At 68.2% G+C, this 20,155-nt stretch carries 14 protein-coding genes; 4 read left to right on the top strand and 10 right to left on the bottom strand.

Annotated features, from left to right (window positions below; all coding sequences use genetic code 11):
* Positions 1-16 precede the first annotated feature (16 nt).
* The 3 genes from PZE19_RS05380 to PZE19_RS05370 all read right to left on the bottom strand — a co-directional run bounded on the left by PZE19_RS05380 (position 17) and on the right by PZE19_RS05370 (position 6,011).
* A complete protein-coding gene (locus PZE19_RS05380) occupies positions 17-4,003 on the bottom strand; it encodes an efflux RND transporter permease subunit (RefSeq protein WP_277859546.1) in 3,987 nt (1,328 codons plus the stop codon).
* The gene (locus tag PZE19_RS05375; RefSeq protein WP_277859545.1) at positions 4,000-5,478 is read right to left on the bottom strand and encodes a heavy metal-binding domain-containing protein; all 1,479 of its coding nucleotides are present in this window, start codon (positions 5,476-5,478) and stop codon (positions 4,000-4,002) included. Before PZE19_RS05375 ends, PZE19_RS05380 begins: the two co-directional genes overlap by 4 nt.
* 62 nt (positions 5,479-5,540) lie before the next feature.
* A complete protein-coding gene (locus PZE19_RS05370) occupies positions 5,541-6,011 on the bottom strand; it encodes a hypothetical protein (RefSeq protein ID WP_277859544.1) in 471 nt (156 codons plus the stop codon).
* Between the two features lie 795 nt (positions 6,012-6,806).
* On the opposite strand from PZE19_RS05370, the gene PZE19_RS05365 reads away from it, so the two are divergent.
* Both PZE19_RS05365 and PZE19_RS05360 read left to right on the top strand, forming a co-directional pair.
* Positions 6,807-7,877 carry a DUF1559 domain-containing protein gene (locus PZE19_RS05365; protein WP_277859543.1) on the top strand — a complete coding sequence of 357 codons (1,071 nt, stop codon included), beginning with the start codon at positions 6,807-6,809 and terminating at the stop codon, positions 7,875-7,877.
* Between the two features lie 116 nt (positions 7,878-7,993).
* Entirely contained in the window at positions 7,994-8,416 is a 423-nt protein-coding gene (locus PZE19_RS05360) for a hypothetical protein (protein WP_277859542.1), read from the top strand.
* 42 nt (positions 8,417-8,458) lie between these two features.
* On the opposite strand, the gene PZE19_RS05355 is transcribed toward PZE19_RS05360, so the two are convergent.
* The 6 genes from PZE19_RS05355 to PZE19_RS05330 all read right to left on the bottom strand — a co-directional run bounded on the left by PZE19_RS05355 (position 8,459) and on the right by PZE19_RS05330 (position 16,312).
* Positions 8,459-9,631: a zinc-dependent alcohol dehydrogenase gene (locus PZE19_RS05355; RefSeq protein WP_277859541.1), complete on the bottom strand. Its 1,173-nt coding sequence runs from the start codon at positions 9,629-9,631 to the stop codon at positions 8,459-8,461.
* Between the two features lie 85 nt (positions 9,632-9,716).
* Positions 9,717-10,163 (bottom strand): hypothetical protein, encoded by a 447-nt coding sequence (locus PZE19_RS05350; RefSeq protein ID WP_277859540.1) that lies wholly within the window; start codon positions 10,161-10,163, stop codon positions 9,717-9,719.
* 363 nt (positions 10,164-10,526) lie between these two features.
* Positions 10,527-11,516, bottom strand: a complete 990-nt coding sequence (locus PZE19_RS05345) for a zinc-dependent alcohol dehydrogenase family protein (protein WP_277859539.1) — start codon at positions 11,514-11,516, stop codon at positions 10,527-10,529.
* Positions 11,517-11,644: 128 nt separating this feature from the next.
* The gene (locus tag PZE19_RS05340) at positions 11,645-14,347 is read right to left on the bottom strand and encodes a M14 family metallopeptidase (protein ID WP_277859538.1); all 2,703 of its coding nucleotides are present in this window, start codon (positions 14,345-14,347) and stop codon (positions 11,645-11,647) included.
* A 226-nt stretch (positions 14,348-14,573) separates the two neighbouring features.
* On the bottom strand, positions 14,574-14,888 hold the full coding sequence (locus tag PZE19_RS05335; protein ID WP_277859537.1) for a hypothetical protein: 315 nt from the start codon (positions 14,886-14,888) through the stop codon (positions 14,574-14,576).
* A gap of 194 nt (positions 14,889-15,082) precedes the next feature.
* Complete coding sequence (locus tag PZE19_RS05330; protein WP_277859536.1) at positions 15,083-16,312, bottom strand: alpha/beta hydrolase family protein; 1,230 nt, start codon at positions 16,310-16,312, stop codon at positions 15,083-15,085.
* Between the two features lie 225 nt (positions 16,313-16,537).
* On the opposite strand from PZE19_RS05330, the gene PZE19_RS05325 reads away from it, so the two are divergent.
* Positions 16,538-17,971 (top strand): phospholipase D-like domain-containing protein, encoded by a 1,434-nt coding sequence (locus PZE19_RS05325; RefSeq protein WP_277859535.1) that lies wholly within the window; start codon positions 16,538-16,540, stop codon positions 17,969-17,971.
* 168 nt (positions 17,972-18,139) lie between these two features.
* Here PZE19_RS05325 and PZE19_RS05320 read toward each other — a convergent pair whose 3' ends face one another.
* Positions 18,140-19,441: an IS701 family transposase gene (locus tag PZE19_RS05320; protein WP_277859534.1), complete on the bottom strand. Its 1,302-nt coding sequence runs from the start codon at positions 19,439-19,441 to the stop codon at positions 18,140-18,142.
* Between the two features lie 136 nt (positions 19,442-19,577).
* Between PZE19_RS05320 and PZE19_RS05315 the strand changes: the two genes are divergently transcribed.
* A complete protein-coding gene (locus PZE19_RS05315; RefSeq protein WP_277859533.1) occupies positions 19,578-19,949 on the top strand; it encodes a hypothetical protein in 372 nt (123 codons plus the stop codon).
* Positions 19,950-20,155: the final 206 nt, after the last annotated feature.

Here is a 20,155-nt window from a genome sequence, read left to right as displayed (position 1 = left end):
GCCGACCTCTGAAATTCTAACCCTTTTCCCGGGCTTGGAAAGCCGATTCTGAAACGCGGCCGTCGGCGAGCCGCCCCTCGGCGCGAGCGACGGCGACCACCCCCGCGTCGGCCGGTGGTTCGGGACGAGCGTCCAAACGGCCCAATCGCCGTTTCCGGACGTGGTAGAACAGCACCGGGAGGAGCAGGTCGATGACCTCGTCGGCGATGAGGAGGCCGCCGAGGACCGGCGCCGCCATGGGGCGGATCACGTCGGCGCCGGGACCGTCGGCCCAGAGGACGGGCGCCAGGCCGAGGATGGTCGTGCCCTCGGTCAGGAGCTTGGGCCGCAACCGGTGGACGGCCCCTTCCAGCGTCGCGAGCCGCAGGCTTCCCGGGGTCATCCCCTCCAATCCGCCGTGCCGCGCGACGGCGTCTCGGAGGTAGACGAGCATGATGATCCCCGTCGAGGTCGCCATCCCGAAGCAGGCGAGATAGCCGATCCAGACGGTCACCGAGAACGGGAAGCCCATCAGCCACTGGAAGAACACGCCGCCCGCGATCGCGCCCGGCACCGCCAGGAGCATGAGCGCGGCGTCGACCAGGTCGTGGTACGTCCAGTACAGGATCCCCAGGATGAGCAGCAAGATCACGGGCAGCACGATGAGGAGGGTCCTGCGGGCGCGGACCTCGTGCTCGAACTGACCCGTCCAGTCCACGGCGACCCCGATGGGCAGGGCCACCTTGGTCGACACGACGCGGCGGGCCTCCTCGACGAAGTCGACGACCCCGCGGCCCTTCACGTTGAGTCGGACGTAATTGCGCAGGAGTCCGTCCTCGCCCTTGATGGTGGCCGGCCCTTCGCCGATTCGGACGTCCGCCACCTGCTCCAACGCGACGAACCGGGGCCGACCGTCGGGGCCGCGGGCGGCCGTCGGCACGAGGATCTTGGCGGCGGAATCCTCGTCCGCGCGGAAGTCTCGGGCGTAGCGGATGCGGACCGGTCGTCGCTCGCGACCCTCGACCGTCGAGGTTGCGATCCGACCGCCCAGCGCGATCTCGACCGCGTCGTTCAGGTCGCCGACGCTCACACCCAGTCGGGCCGCCTTGGGGCGATCGGGCCGGATTGCCAAATAGCCCTTGCCGCGGATCGGGTCGGCGACCACGTCCGCGGCCCCCGGCAGCGTCTTCAACTCCCTCGCGATCGCCTCGGAGACGGCGACGACGTCCTCGACGCTGCGGCCCAGCACCCGGACGCCGACGGTGGTGTTTACGCCTGTCGCCAGCATGTCCACCCGGTTCTGGATCGGCATCGTCCAGATGTTCGACCAGCCGGGCACCTGCACCGCACGGTCCAGCTCGGAGCCGAAGCCGACCAGGTCGGCCCGCTCCTTCCGCCAGAGGATCAGGCGACGGCGGAACTCGGAACTCAGCGTCTCCTGGATCGCCTCCAATTGGGGAAGTCCCGGCAGCGCGGGGGCCTGGGGCGTGCGGCTCATGGAGTGACGATCGTTGCTTGGACCGTGATGCGGCGGGACGACGGCCGGCTTCTCGCGATGAGAGCGAAGCTGGGCGAGGCCCGCGTCGATCTCGGGGTCCGTGGAACCCGTGCGCTCCAGCAGGTCCTCGATGGCCAGCCTGGTGAAGACTTCCGCACCGCGCTCGACGAGGTCGGCGTCGAGGTCCTTCACGTGGTCGCGCCAGAGAGCGAGCTGGCCCGCCGTGAGGCCGTCGTGGGAAGGGGGACCGAGCGCCGCGGCCTCCCCACGCAGGAACTCGGCGTTCCGCAGGTAGGCGTACTCACGCATCTGCACGTCGAAACGGGGCATCACGGCGGCGAGGCAAGGCTCGATGGCCGACTCGCTCCCCGTCGACTGTGTGATGAGCTTCCTGGCGACGAGATCGTCGAGGATTCGCGCCACCTGCCGCGTCGCGTCGCCGAGGTCGATCGACCTCCGCGGCCAGAGGTCGCGGGGGCGGAAGTTGACCATGGTCTCGATCATGTCCATGGGGGCGGGGTCGGTGGGCGTCTCGGCCCGGCCGGCCTTGCCGACGACCATGTCGACCTCGGGGAACCGGCAGAGGATCATGTCGCGAGCCTTCAGGTCGTCGGCCGACTGCGCGACGGAGGCCCTCGGCACGGTGATCGGCATGTCCATGATCATCCCCTCGTCCATGGGCACGAGGAACTCGCGGGCGATCGGCGTCATGCTCGACTCGGCCGCGAGGGCGACGAGCACGAGCGAGCCCATCGCCGCGACCCGTCCTAGACGTCCGACGACGACCAGCCCCACGGCCAGGAGCGACGCTCCCAGGCAGGCCAGCAACAGGGGGCGATTGCCCACGGGCGCCAAACCCACCACGAAGGTCATGCCGATAACCCATGCGAGGGCTCCGGGAGCTTCGAGCAGATACGAGAGCACAGGCCGATAGACGTCGATCACCCCGCGGACCAGAGGGCTGGACTGTTCGCTGCGGATCCGCCCCCGTATGAGAATCGAGCAAAGCGCCGGCACGAGCGTCACGGCGAGCACCGCGACGGTCGCCAGCGCGAGCGTCTTACTCAGGGCGAGGGGCCGGAACATCTTGCCCTCGATCCCCCCCAGGGCGAACACGGGCAGGAACGAGAGGAGCATGATCAGGATCGAGAAGAAGATCGGCCGACCCACCTCGAGGCACGCCGGCAGGACGATCGCGCGCAGGTCGCCCCGGGCGGGACGGTCGCCGAAATGCTCGCGAAGCCGGTGCATGACGTTCTCGGCCATCACGACCGACGAGTCGACGAGCACGCCGATCGAGATGGCGATCCCCGCCAGGCTCATGATATTGAGCGGGACGTCGACCAGTCCCACGCGCCGCAGCGCCTCCATGATCAGGAACGATCCGAGGACCGTGAGCGGCAACGTAACCGCGACGACGAAGGAGGTCCGCACGTGGAGCAGGACGACCAGGACGCAGATCGTCGCAGTGATCATCGCCTCGATGATCGTCCTCCGGACCGAGTCGATCGCCCCTTCGATCAGCGGCGTGCGATCGTAGAAAGGCCGGATCGACACGCCCCGCGGCAAGCCCGCCTCCAGTTCGTGGATCCGGGCCTTGATCCGGCGTGTGACCTCCAAAGGGTTCTCGCCCGAGGCCATGAGGACGACGCCGCCGACGATCTCGCCGCCGTCCTTCTCCAGCACCCCGCGTCGCGGGCCGGGGCTGATGGAGACGTCGGCGACGTCCTTCAGGAGGACCGTACGCCCGCCCGGTGCCGCCAGGACGACCGATTCCAGGTCCCGCACGACGGCCGCGCCGCCGTCGGGCGAACCGGCCCCGAGCCAGCCCATCCCGCTGACGAAGTATTCGGCGTTTCCCTTCTGCACGGCGTGGCCGCCCACCGAGGAGTTCGAGCGGGCCACGGCCGACTCGATCTCGTGCAGCGTCACGCCGCGGGCGCGCAGGCGGAGGGGGTCGACGGCCACCGAATACTCGATGGGGTATCCCCCGACGCTGGCGACCTCGGCCACGCCCGGGACCGAGGCGAGTTGGGGCTTCACGTACCAGTCCTGGACGGCGCGGAGGCGGCCGAGGTCGATCCCTTGCGCCTCCACGCTGTACCAGTAGATCTGGCCCGTCGCCGGGGAGTCCGGCCCCAGCTTGGGCGCGATCCCCGGGGGGAGAGATGCGCCGGCCCTGGCCAGACGCTCGCCGACGAGGCGGCGGCCCTCGGCGACCTTCGTCGAGCCGTCGAGGATGACCTGGATCGTGGTCATGCCGAAGTCGCTCGACGTCCGCACCGAGCGCACACCCCTCAGGCCCTGGAGTTCCAGGGAGAGCGGATACGTCACCTGATCTTCGACCTCGCGCGGAGCGTGCCCCGCCCACTCGGCGTAGACGATCACGGCGTCCTCGGACAGGTCCGGGATCGCGTCGATGGGCGTGATCCGCATCGCGTAAACGCCCGCCGCCGCGAAGAACAGGCTGACGAGGACGACCGCCCCCCGCCGGCGGATCGAAGACGCGATGATTCGATCGATCATGGGTGATGAGCGGGGGAAGGGGCCGGTTTGAGCTTGGCGAGGTATTTTTCAGGCTGGGCGTTCAGGGCGTCGACGCAGCCGTCGCAGCAGAGCAAGAGCGGCCGTCCTTTGACGACCGCCCGCACGGGAGTCCCCATCGAGCCGAGCGGCTTGCCGGTCACCGGACACACCTTCTGGCCCAGCGCGAGCGCCCGATCCGCCGGCTCCAATCCGTCGATCGCCCGGGATTCTCGGCTGGCAGGGTTCGCCGTCGCGGGCGCCGCGGCGGCCGGCTCACCGCGCTTGGCCCCGAAGTAGGCGGCGGCGAGGCTCGGATTGAGACGCGTCTCGGCGTCGACCAGGAAGGCCCCGGCCTCGGCGACGCGCCAGCCGGCTTCCAGGCCCTCGACGACCGGGTAATCGTTGCCGCAGCGAGGGCCGAGACGGACTTCCACCCCGTCGAACGTGCCCGGCATGCTTTCGACGTAGACGAGTCGCCGGGCGCCGGTGTCGATCACGGCCGACTCCGGCACGGCGAGCACCTGTCCGACGGGACCGTATGAGACGATTCGCGCGACGAGCTTCATCCCGCCGCATTCCGCGCATTCGCGACCGGCGACGTCGGCCGTGACCTTCGGATGCATAGGGCACCACCAGCCCAGCACCTGATTCGCCGCAAGCCGCGTCCGCTCCAGCGGCTTCTCGTCCCGGGGGCAGCGTCCGGCCTGGAGGTGAATCTCGCCGGGATGATCGGGGCACACGAAGACCGACCTCGGATCGCCGGGGCGAATCGACGGCTCGCCGCGCGGCATCGAGCGAAAGGGCTCGCGGCCGGCCATCGGCACGCTGACGACCGCGACGGCGAACCCGCCGCGATCGGCGACCCCCCCGGAGATTTCGATCGTCACCCGCGTCTGCGAGTCGACCGAGATCACCCGGCCGGACTTCGGATCTGAACCATCGGACGGGTCGAGCGTGACCTTCGCCGCCTGTCCCGGCTCGAGCCACGAGGCCTCTTCCGGACTCGTCTCGGCCGCGAGCGTGATCCGCCCGTCCTGGACCGAAACCGAGCCGCCCAGCCGGATCTCCCTCGCGAGCGGCCTGTATTGCACGGTCGCCGCCCGGACCCCGGCGAGCATGATGCGTTCGGGAGAGAGCTGGACGCGGGCGACCACGCCGTTGGGCAGGGGCCCCATGTCCCCCTTCTTGCGTCGCACCAGCGCCATGTGGCAGATGGGGCATTTGGCCGGCCAATCCGAGACCACGCCCGGCTCCATGGGGCAGAAATACTCGGTGTCCGTGGAGATCGCCCCCATCGCCGAGTCCCGGGCCGCCGGCGCGGTCCAGTGATCCCAGTAGGTGCGGATGTGGTCCCACCGGCCCACGACCACGAAGGCCACCGCGAGAGCGACGAAGAACCGTGCCCGGACCCAGACGGCGGTCAACGCCCAGGGGACCGCGTGCGGAGCCTTCGCCTTGCCGCCCGCGGTCGTCATCGCGGAGCGATCTGGGGGAGCATCGGGCGCTGGCATGGGCCTCCTCTCGATCGCGTCGGGACTCAAGGACGCACGGGCGGCGGGCTCGGGGCGTCGTCCCCGTCGGGGTCCATTTTATGTTCCCAGTGCATCATCAGATCGTAATCCTCCTGGCGGAAGATCAGGATCGGGTCGGCGCCCATCACGAGGAAGCGCACGACGGCCTCTTCGTCGGGATGATGGAGACTCACCTTCAGGCTGAACGTCCTCTCACGAGGCGAGGCCGACTCGGCGAGCATCCGATAGCTCGCGACCGTCTGGCCCGGCTTGCGACTGGAATCGACGACCTGGATGCGAGGCCTCGTCGCCTCGACGACGCCCGTGGGCCTGCCTTCTTTCCAGAACTCCATCGCCCGTTCCACGGCCAGCCGGGCGCCGGCTGCATCGGGCACCAGGACGGTCGGGATCGGACGCGATTCGCAGCCCGCGAGCAGGGACGCGACGCACAAGCCGCCGAAGATCGGCCCCATGACGACGCGACCGGCTCGGATCATCCCGTTCGACCTGCCGCAGGATGCACTCTTGATCTTGTGGTCCTTGCGAGCGACCTGATAGCCTATCTGGGTTGAGCCGAGGCAGGCGTTCGAGGCTCGTGGGCGGGTCGTCCTTCAGCCCATCGTTACGACGATCGCCGACCGACATGATAAATCAAATCCCCTCCTGGATGAATCCCCCGGCTCGCCCGGGCCGCGTTCGGCGAGCCGCGTCGGCGACGGTTGCGCTCGCGATCATAGCCTTGGCGACGGGCGCGCAGCCGGCGAGGGCCGGTTGCCGCGGCGGAGCCGCCCCGACAGGCCCGGGACGCCTCTTCGCCCCGTCGGCGAGGACGATCGTGTCGATCCAGGAGACCGCGGAGCCCGTCCCCGCGACCCCCGTCCCGCGTTGCCAGGGTTCGTGCCGCACCGCCCCGGCGGATGCACCGCCCCCGACGACGAGCTGGGAGATCCCACCCCGACAGGAACTGTGGACTCAGGCCGACCACGGCCTCGACTCCTCACAATCTCATCCAATCTCCCGCCCGGCGACGAAGTTTCGTCCGATTGATCAGGCCTCTCAGATCGATCCCCCTCCGGAATCCGGCGTCTGAAGGTCTGACGGCTCGTGCCCCGTTCAAGGCAGCAGCCCACGGTCGGTCGGATTCATCGACGTCATGGCCCACACGCTGAAAGTGAGCCCGATCGGCTCTCGCCCACCGCGTCGCGCCACGGATGCCAACTCATACGAGGTCGCCGCCGCGGCGCAGGCGATCCGAATCCGTCATCATCCCTTCGTTCCAGGAGGATCACTTGATGATCCGTCGAAATCGCGGCTTCACGCTGATCGAGTTGCTCGTCGTCATCGCCATCATCGCCGTCCTGATCGCGCTCCTCTTGCCGGCGGTCCAGTCGGCCCGCGAGGCCGCGCGTCGGTCTCAGTGCACCAACAACCTCAAGCAGATCGGCCTCGCCGTCCACAATTACGCGAGCACGTTCCAGGTGCTGCCGTTCGGCAAGGGGAAGAACTACGTCGATTCGCTCCCGGGCTCGGCGACCTACGCCCGCTGGTCGGTTCACAGTCAACTCCTGATGTACATCGAGCAGGGCAACCTGTTCAATTCCATCAATTTCTTCCTCCCTCCGGAAACGCCCGGGATGGCCGGCGACGTGGCGTTCATGCCGCCGTATCAGAACCCAAACCGCGAGAACCAGACGTCCTCGCTGACGCAGGTCTCGGTTTTCCTCTGCCCGTCCGACGCCGGCGGGAACCTGACCTCGCAGTGGCCCGGGGCCAACAATTATCTGGGGAACCTGAACACCTGGGCGTGCGACCTCAGCGAGTCCGTCCCCACGGCGGTCGACGCTACGGCGAAGCCGTCCGGGATCTTCTACTACCTGAGCGCGGTCAAGCTGGCCGACGTGACCGACGGCCTGACCTCGACCGCCTTCTTCAGCGAGAAGATCCGCGGCAAGGACGTGAACGACGGCAACGCCCGCTCCGACTCGCTGGTGATGTCGGGGACGATCACCCCGTCGCCGACGGGCTTCGAGGCGACCAATCAGAACTGCGAGGCTCTGAATCCGCTGACCACGACGCGGCTCACCCGCCGCCAGGGGATGAGCTGGGTGATGGGCGAGATGTGCTGCACCTCCTACAACCACGTCGGCGTGCCGAACGGCAAGACGTGCGCGGGGGTCGGCTTCGCGGGCAGCATGGCCAACATGCCGATGCAGGTGCCGCCTTCCAGCCTGCACCCCGGCGGCGTCAACGCGATGATGGGCGACGGCTCGGTCCGCTTCGTGAAGTCCTCGGTCGGTTTGCAAACCTGGCGCGCCCTGGGGACTCGCAACGGCGGCGAGGTCATCTCCAGCGACGCCTACTGATCCGCGTTTGACCGGTTTTCAACTCGTCCGCGACCGGTCCGCGCCACGCCCTCGCGGCGCGCCCAATTCGCGGACGAGCTTTTCGTCTTCACCCATGATAGACCCGGAAGCGATCGATGCGATTCGCATTCACAAGCCTGATCTTGATGCTCCCGATGGCCGGCTGCGGCGATCCTTCGGCCCCCCTGACCTCGGTCCAGGACGCGCGAAAGGCTCTGGAGGCCGGGCTCGACGCGTGGAAGGCCGGCCGGCCCGTCTCGACCCTCGCCGCGGCGAAGCCCCCGATCGATTTCGTCGATTTCCAGTGGAAGGCCGGCCAGAAGCTGTCGAGCTATTCCGTGGCCTCCGACGCCTCCGACCCCGAGGGGCACACGTTCAAGGTGGGGTTGAGCCTGGCCGGCGAGCCCGCCCAGAAAGAGGTCAGCTACACGGTCGTGGGGATCGATCCGCTGCACATCTTCCGCGACGAGGACTACGCTCGCACCCTGAACATGGGGGACGCCCCGACCGTCCGCAAGTCAGCCAAGAAGACCCGCTGAGCGGACTCTGAATCCGGGGCTCCCAGGCGGGTCCAACCCGCGTCACGGCTTGAGGACCACCTTGATACAGCCGTCTTTCTTGTCGCTGAACGTCTTGTACATCTGCGGGGCGTCCTTGAGCGGGACCGTGTGCGTGATCACGAAGGACGGGTCGATGTGCCCCGACTGGATCTTCTCGAGCAGCGGCTGCGTGTAGCGCTGGACGTGGGTCTGGCCCATCTTGAAGGTCAGCCCCTTGTTCATTGCGGCCCCGAAGGGGATCTTGTCGGGATAGCCGATGTAGACGCCGGGGACGGACACGGTTCCCCCCTTGCGGCAGCACATAATGGCCTCGCGCAGGGCGTGGGCGCGATCGGTGGCCATCCCGACCGCCGTCTTCGCCTTGTCGAGCACGGCGTCGACGGCCCCGGTCGAATGGGCCTCGGCCCCGACGGCGTCGATGCAGCGGTCGGGCCCGCGGCCCTTGGTCATCTCCATGAGCTGGTCGTAGACGCCCACCTCGTCGAAGTTGATCGTCTCGGCCTTGCCGTGCCTCCGGGACATCTCCAGGCGCTCGGGCACGCGGTCGATGGCGATGACCCGGCCTGCACCGAGCATCCAGGCGCTCTGGATGGCGAATTGCGCCACGGGGCCGCAGCCCCAGACGGCGACCGTGTCGCCGGACTCGATCTCGGCGTTCTCGGCGCCCATGTAGCCGGTCGGGAAGATGTCGGAGAGGAAGACGACCTTCTCGTCGGGCAGGCCGTCGGGGATCTTCACCGGTCCGACGTCCGCGAAGGGGACCCGGAGGTACTCCGCCTGGCCGCCGGGGAAGCCGCCGAGCATATGGGAATAGCCGAAGAGCCCGGCCGGCGACTGCCCCATGGCCTTGCGGGCGATCTCGGCGTTGGGATTCGACCGGTCGCAGAGCGAGTACATCTTCCGCTCGCAGAACCAGCAGCTTCCGCACGAGATCGTGAAGGGGACGACGACGCGGTCGCCGGGCTTCAGCTTCGTGACCGACTTGCCCACCTCCTCGACGATGCCCATGGGCTCGTGGCCCAGCACGTCGCCGGCTTCCATCGTGGGCATGAAGCCGTCGTAGAGGTGGAGGTCCGACCCGCAGATACACGTCGTGGTGATCCGCACGATCGCGTCGCCCGGATCCTGAATCTTGGGGTCGGGCACGGTATCGACGCGGACGTCGCTCTTTCCGTGCCAGCAGAGGGCTCTCATTGAAGTCGATTCCTGGATGATCGAGGTGGGTGGGGAATATTCGCGACGAGCATGAGGAAGTTCAGGAGCTTGCAGCCTGGGCCGCTCAACGGCTCCGCGCGGGGAAATCCCCGGAAGCCAGGCGGCGGCTGGAACCGTCGGCGACGAACCGCCGGTGCGTGCTCAGGGAGCCGTGGGGGCGTCCGCTGTGGAGCCGCTTCGCACACCAGTAGTCCAGCCAGGTGATCCCGGCGACCACCGCGGTCGCCGCGGCCAGGTTCGCCTTCCTGGGATTGTCCGGGGTGAATCCCGAGCCCAACGCCGCCAGGTCGAGGGCGTCGCCGGCGACCCGGGCCCAGACTCCCGCGCGCGGCTGATCCATTTTGAGGATGGCCACGCCCGCGGCGATTTCGCGGACGCCGAAGGCGCGCAGCAGCCAGCTTTTGTCCTCCATGCCCAACGCTCGGCCCAGTTGCCGGCCCGCGACGACCTCGACCACGCCCAGGCCGATGCTGAACCAGCCCAGGCCGCGGGCCACCTTCATCTCGTCCATCTTCGAAGTCCTTGATCGTGACCCGCCGTCCTCGCGGCGCGACAGGCCGCTAGGCGAAGACGGAAAGAAATCACTTGATGGATCCGGCTTTACGCGATTCACGTGCCCGGGTTGAAAAAACGCGGCGCAAGGGGGGCGGCGTCGGACGGAATCGCCCCGCGCCGGCATCCCGACGGACTCGCTGAAGCTTCAGCGACCGCGTGAAGTGATCAAGATCCGCACGAAATGTCGTGCCAGTGATGCCAGGGCCAGAACAGCCGGCAGGAAGGGAAAGAGCTTCGGAGATGAAGGGAGGAAGGACGGAAGTTGGGCCGGATTCTCGAACTCCCGTCCGCCGTTGGAGTACGCCGGATCGCGGACCGCTCACACGGTCACGACGACCTTGCCGATCTGCTGGTTGGACTCCAGGTAGCGGTGGGCGTCGACGATCTCGTCGAGCGGGAAGGTTTTGGCGACGATCGGCTTGAGGCTGCCGCCGGCGAGCCCTTCGTTGGTGAACTGGACCGCCCGCTCCAGCCGCTTGGGATCGCTGGTGATCTCCATCATGACGTAGCCGCGGATCGTGACCCACTTGGCGAGGACCTCGAACAGGGGCAGCGGCGTCGGCTCGGTGCTCAGGGCGCCGTAGAGGAAGAGGATGCCCAGCTTCGAGGTGGCCTGCAGGAGCTTCTCCACGGTGGGGCCGCCGACGGGATCGAAGACGACGCGGGCCCCCTTGCCGTCGGTCAGGCTCAGGATCTCGGCGACCAGGTCCTGCTCGTCCGACGCGATCACGTGGGCCGCCCCGGCGTCGAGGAGGGCCTGCCGCTTCGACGTCCCGCGCGTCAGGGCGATCGGGATCGCGCCGACGCGGTTGGCGATCTGGATGGCCGCGAGGCCCACGCTGCTGGAGGCGGCGGGGATCACTACCGCGTCGCCCTTCGTGAGGCCGCCGATGTCGATGAGGGCCCCATACGCCGTGACGTACTGCATCCAGACCGAGGCGGCTTCTTCCCAGGAAAGCGAGGCCGGGTGGTGTACCACTGCATAGGCGGGGGCGTTGGCCAGGTCGGCGTAGAGGCCGTACGAATTGAGCGAGAAGCTCGGGATCACGCTGACCACGTCGCCGACCTTGATCTTCTGGACGTCCGGCCCGACCGCCTCGACAGTTCCGGCCGCCTCGTAACCAAGACGCGCGGGAAGCTTCGGATCTTCGAGATACTGCCCGCGGCGGAACATGGCCTCGGCCCGATTCAACCCGATCGCCTTGATGCGGATCTGCACCTCGCCCTTTCCGGGCGGCGGCACGTCCAGCTCCTCGATCCGAAGAACTTCCGGGCCGCCGGTTTCGTGGAAACGTACGACGCGCGCCATGGCTCTCTCCTGTCAGGGGTCTCGTCGGATCGTTGCGACCCCATTCTAGGACCGTCGACAATCCCCTCCGCTAAAGCACCTATCGGCCGGGCCGCCCTCAGGAAGGCCAGCCTGCGGGCGTACGTCGTTCAATGGCCTGGGCCGAAGAAGACGGCGTTGAGGAAGAATCGCTGGGTGGTGGGGGTCATGGCGCGGTAGTTGGGGTCGTCGACGAAGGCGACGACGTGGCCCTTGCCGAGGGCCTGGTAGACGACCAGGGGCTTGCCGGCCATCAGCTCCAGGGTCTGCGGCCAGCAGAAGCCGCTGACGAGTAGGTCGCGGGGGGCGAAGGTGATCAGGTTGCGGCCGTCGGCCGGCTTGAGGGGGGTCAGGATGAGGTCGGTGTTGACCAGCGGGAAGATCTCGGACGGGGATCCGAACGTGACGAAGTGGTCGTCGTAGACGCCGGCTCGAAAGAAGGCCCCGGGGACGGGGTCGGGCGATTCCTCGTCCGCCTCCGTCCGGGGCTCGTCGGAAACCTTCGGCTTGTCGCCCGCGTCGGTCGCCTTGGGGTCGGGCTCGCCGGCCGTTCGGATCGGCTTCTTCACCACCCTCGAGGCCAGCAGGCCGGCGGATTTCTCGGTCGCCCAGGCCGCGGCGCCTTTCACGAGGATCAACGTCCCGCCGCTTCGGACCCAGTCCTTCAACTTGGCCGCGAAGCCCTCGGTCAACGGACCGGGATAGCGGCCGTCGGGCAGGACGACGACGTTGTACTTCGTCAGGTCCAACTCGGCGATCGCGCCGCCCGGGACGCGGGTCGCCGGGTACTTCCAGACCTGGTCGAATAGGTACCACGTGTGCCCGACGAACGGGGAGGCCGGCCGGTCGACCAGCATCGCGATCCTGGGGGGCTTCACCCAGGAGATGTGGAAGCCGCCGAGGCCCGTCCCCTCGTCCACCAGGCCCGTGTCGGTCGCCGCGACCGAGAGGCCCAGCCGCGTCGCCAGCTCGCGGACCTTGCCGTGGAGGGCTTCGGGGTTCTCGATGGTCCTCAGCAGGAGCGTCCCCTTGGCGAACTTCACGCCCCCCAGGCGGACGGACTCGTCCAGGACCTGCACCCGGAAGCCGGCGCGGAGGAGTTCCCCGAGCGCGATCATGGCCGCGTCGTCCTCGGCGTGGATCAAATATCCCACATTGGCCTTCTCCGGCCCGACCACGTCTCCGGTCGCCTTCGGGTCGGCGACGGCCTCGCTCGTCAACGAAGCGGGCCCGTCGACGGCGAGCGAGGTCACGCCGTGGGTCAGGGCCAACGACCAGGCCGTGAGGTCGTAAATTTCGTCGTCCAGCCGCCGTTTCTTGCGGTCGAGCTGGCGCTCGCGGAAGGCCTCCCCCATGTCGAAACGGGCGTCGAGCAGCGAGCGGGCGAGGCGTCCCGCGGGCTGGGCGATCGGCACGTGGTAGCTGCCGACCGGGGCCGACCATTCCTTCACCGACGTCTCGGCGTCCTTGCGCGCCTTGACGGTGGCCGGGGCCGTGAGTCGACGGACCTCCACGCCGTTCTTCACCAGCAGATCGGCCAGCTTCGCGGCGCGGGCGGGCGTCGGTCCGGGAAGCAGGAGATAGTCGCGGATAGGCCCCTCGCGGCCGAGGGCGACGGCCGAGGCTCGGTAGTCGTAGAAGTCGCGGACGATCTCGCGCGCGTTGGCCGCCGCGGTCTCGACGGTCGAGATGCCGCTCACGTAATGGCGACGGACGCCGTCGTGATAGTGGAGCTTGGTCTGGTCCTCGCGATCGACGACCAGGCCCCGCGTGCCGGCCTGTTCCCAGAGGATGCCGATCGAGCCGTGGAGGGCCGGCCAGGTTGTGCCGTAGCCGGGATAGAAGCCGTCGTACAACTCGCGGCTCGTATAAAGGAACCCATACTGATCGAAGCGACCCGCCTGGCGCCGGCCGAAGCGACCGAACCACTCGCGCTGGCGAGGGGTGATCAGGTCGAGGACGGGGTCGGCCGGGGGATCGAAGTAGTACTCGTTGTTGGTCCCCATCTCGTGGGCGTCGATGAGGACGTGAGGCTGCCAACGGAGGTACGCGGCGATCCGATCGCGGCTCTCGGACTGGGTCTGGAGGAACCAGTCGCGGTTCATGTCGAAGATGTAATGGTTGTGGCGCCCGGTCGCCCAGCGCTGGACGCGTTCGGCGGCGAGCGGCTCGGCGTCGGGCTCGACGCCCCGGCCTTCGCGATGGAAGTTCACGAAGCGGTCGCGGCCGTCGGGATTTTGCATGGGGTCGATCACGACCACGACCCGCTCCAGCAGCTTCCGCGTCTCCTCGCGTCGGTCGGCCAGTAGGTGATAGGCCGTCAGGATGGCGGCGTCGCCCGAGGAGATCTCGTCGCCGTGGACGCCGTAAGCCATCCAGACGATCACCGGCAGGGCGTCGAGGATCGGCCGCGCGTCGTCGCGCGACGTCTTGCGCGGGTCCGACAGCCGGAGGTTGTCCTCGCGGATCGCGTCGAGCCGGGCCAGATTCTCGGGAGACGTGATCACCAGGTAGCAGAGCGGCCGTTTCTCGATCGTCCGCCCGTAGGGGACGAGGCGGGCCCGGTCGGGGGCCGCCGCGGCGAGCGCGATGAGATCATGCTCGATCTCCGAGGCGCTGGAGACGTCCTGGCCCCAGGCGTGGCCGACGACCTGGGCGAGCGTCGGGATCTTGGGATCGGCGTCGACCTCGGGCATGGGAAGGAGCCAGCCGGCCTCACCTTTGACAGGCGTGGGGGCCTCCTGCGCCGAGAGCACCGGGATCCCGATCAAGAGCGCCAGGATCCCCGCACAAAACCGCATCGCCGCACCCATGAGCCCTGTCTCCCCCGATACCCAGAACGATCGCGATCGATCGAGGGTAGCCGAGCCGCATGCCTGGGGGCAAGTTGCGGGCTATAGAGAGCCTACATAAGTCGCCGGGGCCGGCGCGATCATTCCGAGAATAGGAACTGGCGGGAGCTTTAATTCGAAATGGGCGAAGGCCGAGAATACGTCCCGGCCTTCGCTTTCTTGAATCGAGTGACTCAGTGGGTCCAGCTTAGACCTTGCGCTGGACGGCTTCGCCGGCCTCTTCGACCTTCTCGCCGGCCTTATGGGTCTTATCCTTCAGCCATTCCTTCGCCTCTTCAGCCTTCTCGCCGACGGTGTGGCCGACTTCGTGGGCCTTCTCGCTGGCGGCGTGGCCGGCTTCGTGGGCCTTCTCGCTGGCGGCGTGGCCGAACTCGGTCGCCTTCTCCTTGAGATTGTGGCCGACTTCGCCGGCCTTTTCGGAGATCTTGTGACCGACTTCCTTGGCCTTCTCGGCGGCTTCGTGGGCGATTTCCTGGGCCTTGTCTTTGATCGAATCGGACATCGTCGGCTCCTTCGTTTGGAGAGGGGGGCGCGAGCTGCCGGGGGCGTCCGCTTCGACGGAGAGCTTGAACATCGTCTCCCGGTTCGCGTCCGACGAAGGATCGGGTAACGCAAAGGTGATGCCATTCGGCCCTGGACCCGCGGCATTTTCCTAAGGCCGCTCGTCGCCGGATTTCAGCGTCTCCTGGCGGAAGTTCAGGGGCCGTCGCTTCGCGGGGTCGTCTGCGGGAGTTCGAGGTGTTCGCTGCTGACCACCCTCCCGCGATCGTCGTAGAGGTTGAGGAAGGCCGCGCGGACGCCGTCGGAGATCTTCGCCGAGGCGACCCTGGCCGTGGGATCGATGCGGGCTTCCGCGGCCTCCCAGAGTCGTCCCGTCCAGGGGCCGCCGTCCTTCGTCGCGAGCAACTCGGCCCGGACGATCGAGGCCGCCCCCTGATAGCTCGCCTCGACGCCTTCGCCCTTCCGCGTGAGCGGGCCGACGCGGGCCAGGCTCGGGCCCCCCTTGAGGATGGAATCGGCGAAGGCGTGGATCTCCTCGGGATTCTCGCCCGCCCCGCCGTGGCCGTGGGGCATGCGCAGTCGCACGGCCAGGGTCGACTCGCCCCCCGCCGCGCGATAGGACTTCTGCAAGGAGTCGAGCGGATAGGCGAAGTCGTTGGTCCCCGTCACCCAGAGCTTGGGCATCGTCCCTCCGGGGAGGTAGTGCGAAGGATCCCACAGCGCCAACCAGCGACGGCCGGTGTCTCCGAGCTTGTCGATCTCGGCCTTCCAGGTTGAGGCCTCGCCCAGGAAGCCGCAGCCGTACACCGGCGCGGCGAAGCGGAACCGGCCGTCCAGGCCCGAGGCGATGCACGTGAGGTAGCCGCCCCACGAGATGCCCGTCAGGCCGATGCTGTCGGGATCGACGTCGGGACGGGCCCGCAGCAGCGAGTGGGCGAGGAGCACGTCGGCGACCGCGTGGTACGGCCACTGGTCTTCGGGCGTCACCATGGCCTCGGCGAAGTTGTTGCCCGGCGGGCCGCCGGACTCGTGGCGCTCCCACTTGCCGTAGGTGCCGCGCGGGACCGTCCCGCAGGTGTCCATGGCGATCGCCGCGTAGCCTCGTCCGGTCCAGAGGCGCACCCAGGCCTCGAACGCCGTCCCGCCCCCGCCGTGCACCAGGACGATCCCCGGAGCCTTCTCACCGGGCTTCAGCGCGGGGACCCCGACCCAGGCGAAGACCTCGGTACGCTTCCCCTTCCAGGGCATCCCCTCGTAGAACACGGCCGACATCCCATCGGCCTGGAAACCCTCGGCCGGCCGGGCTTTCGGGGCGACGAGCATCTCGGGGGCCGCCCGCATCGGGGCGGGCTCCTGGGCGAGGGTCGACGTCGTCCAGACGAACAGGGCGAGCGAGAGCGGACGGAGGCGGCGGGCGAATGGCATGAGACTCGGCTCCGGGAGGGCGGCGACGATTCACCGTCATGGGTCATAACGGGATCGGGGGCGGGGAGCAAGCCTCCACAGGACCCTTCCTCGAACGGGCGAGGCCGATGCCCTACTAACGCCGCCGTCGCGATACTGGTAGCCTGGGAGGGGGCAGGCCGGGGCATCGAGTCGCGAGGCTGCGTCCCGTGCGGCCGGCCCGCGAGGCGAGGAGTCGGCCCGACCGTGCGCGAGGTCCTGACGCAGGCGTATTACTGGATCTCGGCCGAGCTGACGACCCTGCTCGGCTTCGGCCTGGCGATCGTCTTCTTCGCCTACCTGATCCGCCAGAAGCGCTCGCCGGCCAGCACCCTGGCCTGGCTGCTCGTCGTCATCCTGATGCCCTACGTCGGCGTGCCGCTCTACATCTTCTTCGGCGGCCGCAAGCTGCGCCGGATGGCCGCGCGGAAGGCCCCCGTCTACGCAGGCTCGGCGCACCGCACGACGCCCGCCATCGACCTCGACACGGAACGGCTGCTGCGGTCGTTCGGCATCCCCGAGGCCCGGCCCGGCAACGCCGTCGAACTCCTGGAGACCGGCGAGGAAGCGTACGCGCGGATGATGGAGCTGATCGACGAGGCCCGGTCGTCGATCTACGTCACCACGTTCGTCCTCAGGGACGACGACGTGGGGGTGGCCCTGATCGGGGCCCTCGCGCTCAAGGCGAGCCAGGGCGTGAAGGTGCGGCTGCTCCTGGACGACGTCGGCTCGTGGTGGCTGCGACGACGGGCCCTCGCCCCGCTGACCCGCGCGGGGGGCCGCGTGGCCTACTTCATGCCGATGTTCCACCTCCCCTTCCGGGGCCGGACGAACCTGCGGAATCACCGCAAGTTGGCCATCGCCGACGGCCGCACGGCGCTCGCGGGGGGCATGAACCTGGCCTCCTCGTACATCGGCCCCTACCCCAACCCGGAACGCTGGCGGGATCTGGCCGTGGCGATCGACGGGCCCGCCGTCGAGGACCTGGAGTGGCTCTTCCGCTCGGACTGGAAGTTCACGACCGGCGAGGACCTCCCGGCCAGCCCGCGCCGCCCGCCTCAGGTCCCCGGCGAGAGGCCGCCCGCCCTCGTCACGCGACCCGGCCATGCCGTCGTCCAGGTCGTCGCCAGCGGCCCCGACGTCGAGGGCGATGCGCTCTACGAGTCGCTGCTCTCGCTGATCTTCTTCGCCCGCCAGCGGGTCTGGATCGCGACCCCCTACTTCGTCCCCGACGAGATGCTCGTCCGGGCCCTCGTGCTGGCGACCCGACGGGGGGTCGACGTCCGGCTGATCGTCCCCTGGAAGTCGAACCACCCGATCACCGACCTGGCCCGGGAGGGCTACATCCGCGAGCTTCACGAGGCCGGCGCGGAGGTCCTGCTCTACCGCCCGACGATGCTCCACGCCAAGGCCGTGATGTTCGACGACCGCCTCGCCGTGATCGGCTCGGCGAACATGGACAACCGCAGCCTGTTCCTGAACTATGAGGTCGCCCTCTACGTCTTCTCGACCGAACGGGTCGCCGACGTCGGCCGCTGGATGGAGCGCCTGGCCGCCGGTTGCACCATTTATGAGCCCAAGCCGGGCGGGATCCGCGAGATCGCCGAGAACGTCCTCCGACTCTTCGCGCCCCTGCTCTGAGATGGCTTCGGTTTGGCTTCTTTCGTCCCTCGACCAACAAAGCCATCGGACGTAAAACGTTATAAATTATCGACTTAATGTCAGGAAATCGGCCTCGGAGTCGCCCCCCGCATTTTGATTTTTCGCCCCGTCATCTGTTGACCCGTACCTTCCGGGAGACGCTTACGGTTATGCGGCCAGGCTGAGTAGCCGATCGACGGCCGCTTGAATTTCTGGCTCGGCGACACCGGGGCGTAGAGCCGCATGAATCTCGTCGCTGAGCAATTCCCGCCGCCACGCCCTCCGCTTGTCCGCATGGCTCGGCCGCCGCACCAATGAGCCCCACGGCGAGTCCGAGCGGTCCACCAGATCTCCCTCGTCGCGGCCCCAGGCCCATGCCTCGGTCATCGTGAACGTCCGCAGGCAGACCTGGAACGCCCCGACGCTGGCATGGATGAACCGCACCCGCTGCTGCCCCGCCCCCACGTTCTGGTTGCAATCGCGGAACGTGATCTCCAGGCTGAAGCGGTCGGCTCTCGTCCCGAGGATGTCCGCGACCGCGGCCGCCGGGTCGGTGCAGAAGTACGCCACCCATCCCGTCGGCTCATCCACCAGCACCAGCCGGATCGCGCCGCCCGCCGGCCGCCAGGTCGCCGTGAATGTCTTGTACCGCTCGGCCTCCCTCCCTCCGTACAGGTCGAACAGGCACGCGGACCAGCCTCGCCGTTGCCCCGCCCGCCTCGCCAGATCGATGCGGCGCTCGCCATAGATCCGCGGCCGGCCGCGCCGGCCCTCCGGAGGTGGAACCGGGACCGTATAGAGCGCCGCGTCCTTGCGGAGTCGGCTGACAATCGTCATCCCCAGCGCCTTGGCCGGATTGAGGACATCCGCCTTGGCATAGGCCCCATCGGCTACGAACCAGATCGGCCTGTCGAGCAGGCCCAGCCACGGTTTCGCCCTGCGGAGCAGCTCGACGGCCAACGCCAACTTGGTGCGGAATTCCGGCCGATGCCTCGGGTGGAAGCCGGGCAGGTCCTTCCGGCGGACATGCAGCCGGGACGATAGCGGCAGCGCGATCACACCCCAGGCGGGGTGGGAAGCCAGGAGCCCCAGGACGACGAAGACGTGGCCGTAGACGAACGGCGCGCCGGCCGGGCCAGGGGCCGGGTTGTGATGAAGGCCGGCCCCCTGGACACGTGGCCCGCAGCGTCCGGTCGTGGTGTCATCGATGGCGAGGGTTAGCCGCTCAGCTCCCCTCACCAGCGGCTTGACGACCCAGAGAACGAGGAAAGCGGCGACCGTATCGGCCTTCTTGCCGGCCGCCGCGACGGCCGTGTAGCAGGGTCGGAATTGCTCGCTCAGCCCGGGGGCGCGGATCCAGGCGGTGACCGTCCGCCGCCCGCGTACGAGGAGGGCCCCGAGGAATAAGGGGGCGAGCCGTGCGCGGACCGGCGGTCCAGCGCGGAGGCGAGCCGGGCGAACCACTGGCACGGGGCGGGCGACCGCTGCGAAGATGTCATGGCTGGCTCCGTCCGGGTTGATGGCCTGGTGTGGCAACCGCCATCGTCCCGGCCGGGCCGGCATTCGTCCACTCGAAGCTATTTGGGCAATCCGGAAGCGATCCACCATGTCATACTCGGTGCCAGCTTCTTCGGTGATCGACTACCCCGCCGAGGCGATGGCCTCGTTCCCGATCTATGCGTTCGAGTGGATCGACAACCTCCACTTCATCCAACCCCCCGATCGGTTCCTGCCCGATCCCTCGGCCCATGTCGAGGCCGCACGAGCGGCATTCCTGCATGCCGGCTGGGAGGGTACGGGAGAGATCGGCCTGCTGTGGCTGCCGACCTTCGTCTTCCCTATGGATTCATGGCCGTCTTGGGACGGTGTCGCTCTGTGGCACGTCAAGCAATTCGAGGACGGCACATCCTGGCTGATGTCCCCGATAGAGTTGCCGTTCGATGTGTTCGTGCGATGCTTGCCCGACCTCGAATCGTGACCGAAAGGATTGTCATAGAGATGCCCAACCCTGTCATAAAATCCCGGAAGGTGTAGCTGTTGACCCCGAGTTTCCAAGAACTACCAAGCTACGCCGAGCCGCCTCGTCCCATTAAGGACGATACATCCGATTCGCCGATTGCGGAGCCGAATCGTGTCGCTCCGAGACGGATTCTGAAAATGGTCTCTGTCGCTCGACGACGTCCT

It is taken from the genome of Paludisphaera mucosa (assembly GCF_029589435.1).
GTDB lineage: Bacteria > Planctomycetota > Planctomycetia > Isosphaerales > Isosphaeraceae > Paludisphaera > Paludisphaera mucosa.
The sequence above is the reverse complement of the archived record's forward strand: the minus strand, read 5'-3'. Positions and strand labels throughout refer to the sequence as shown.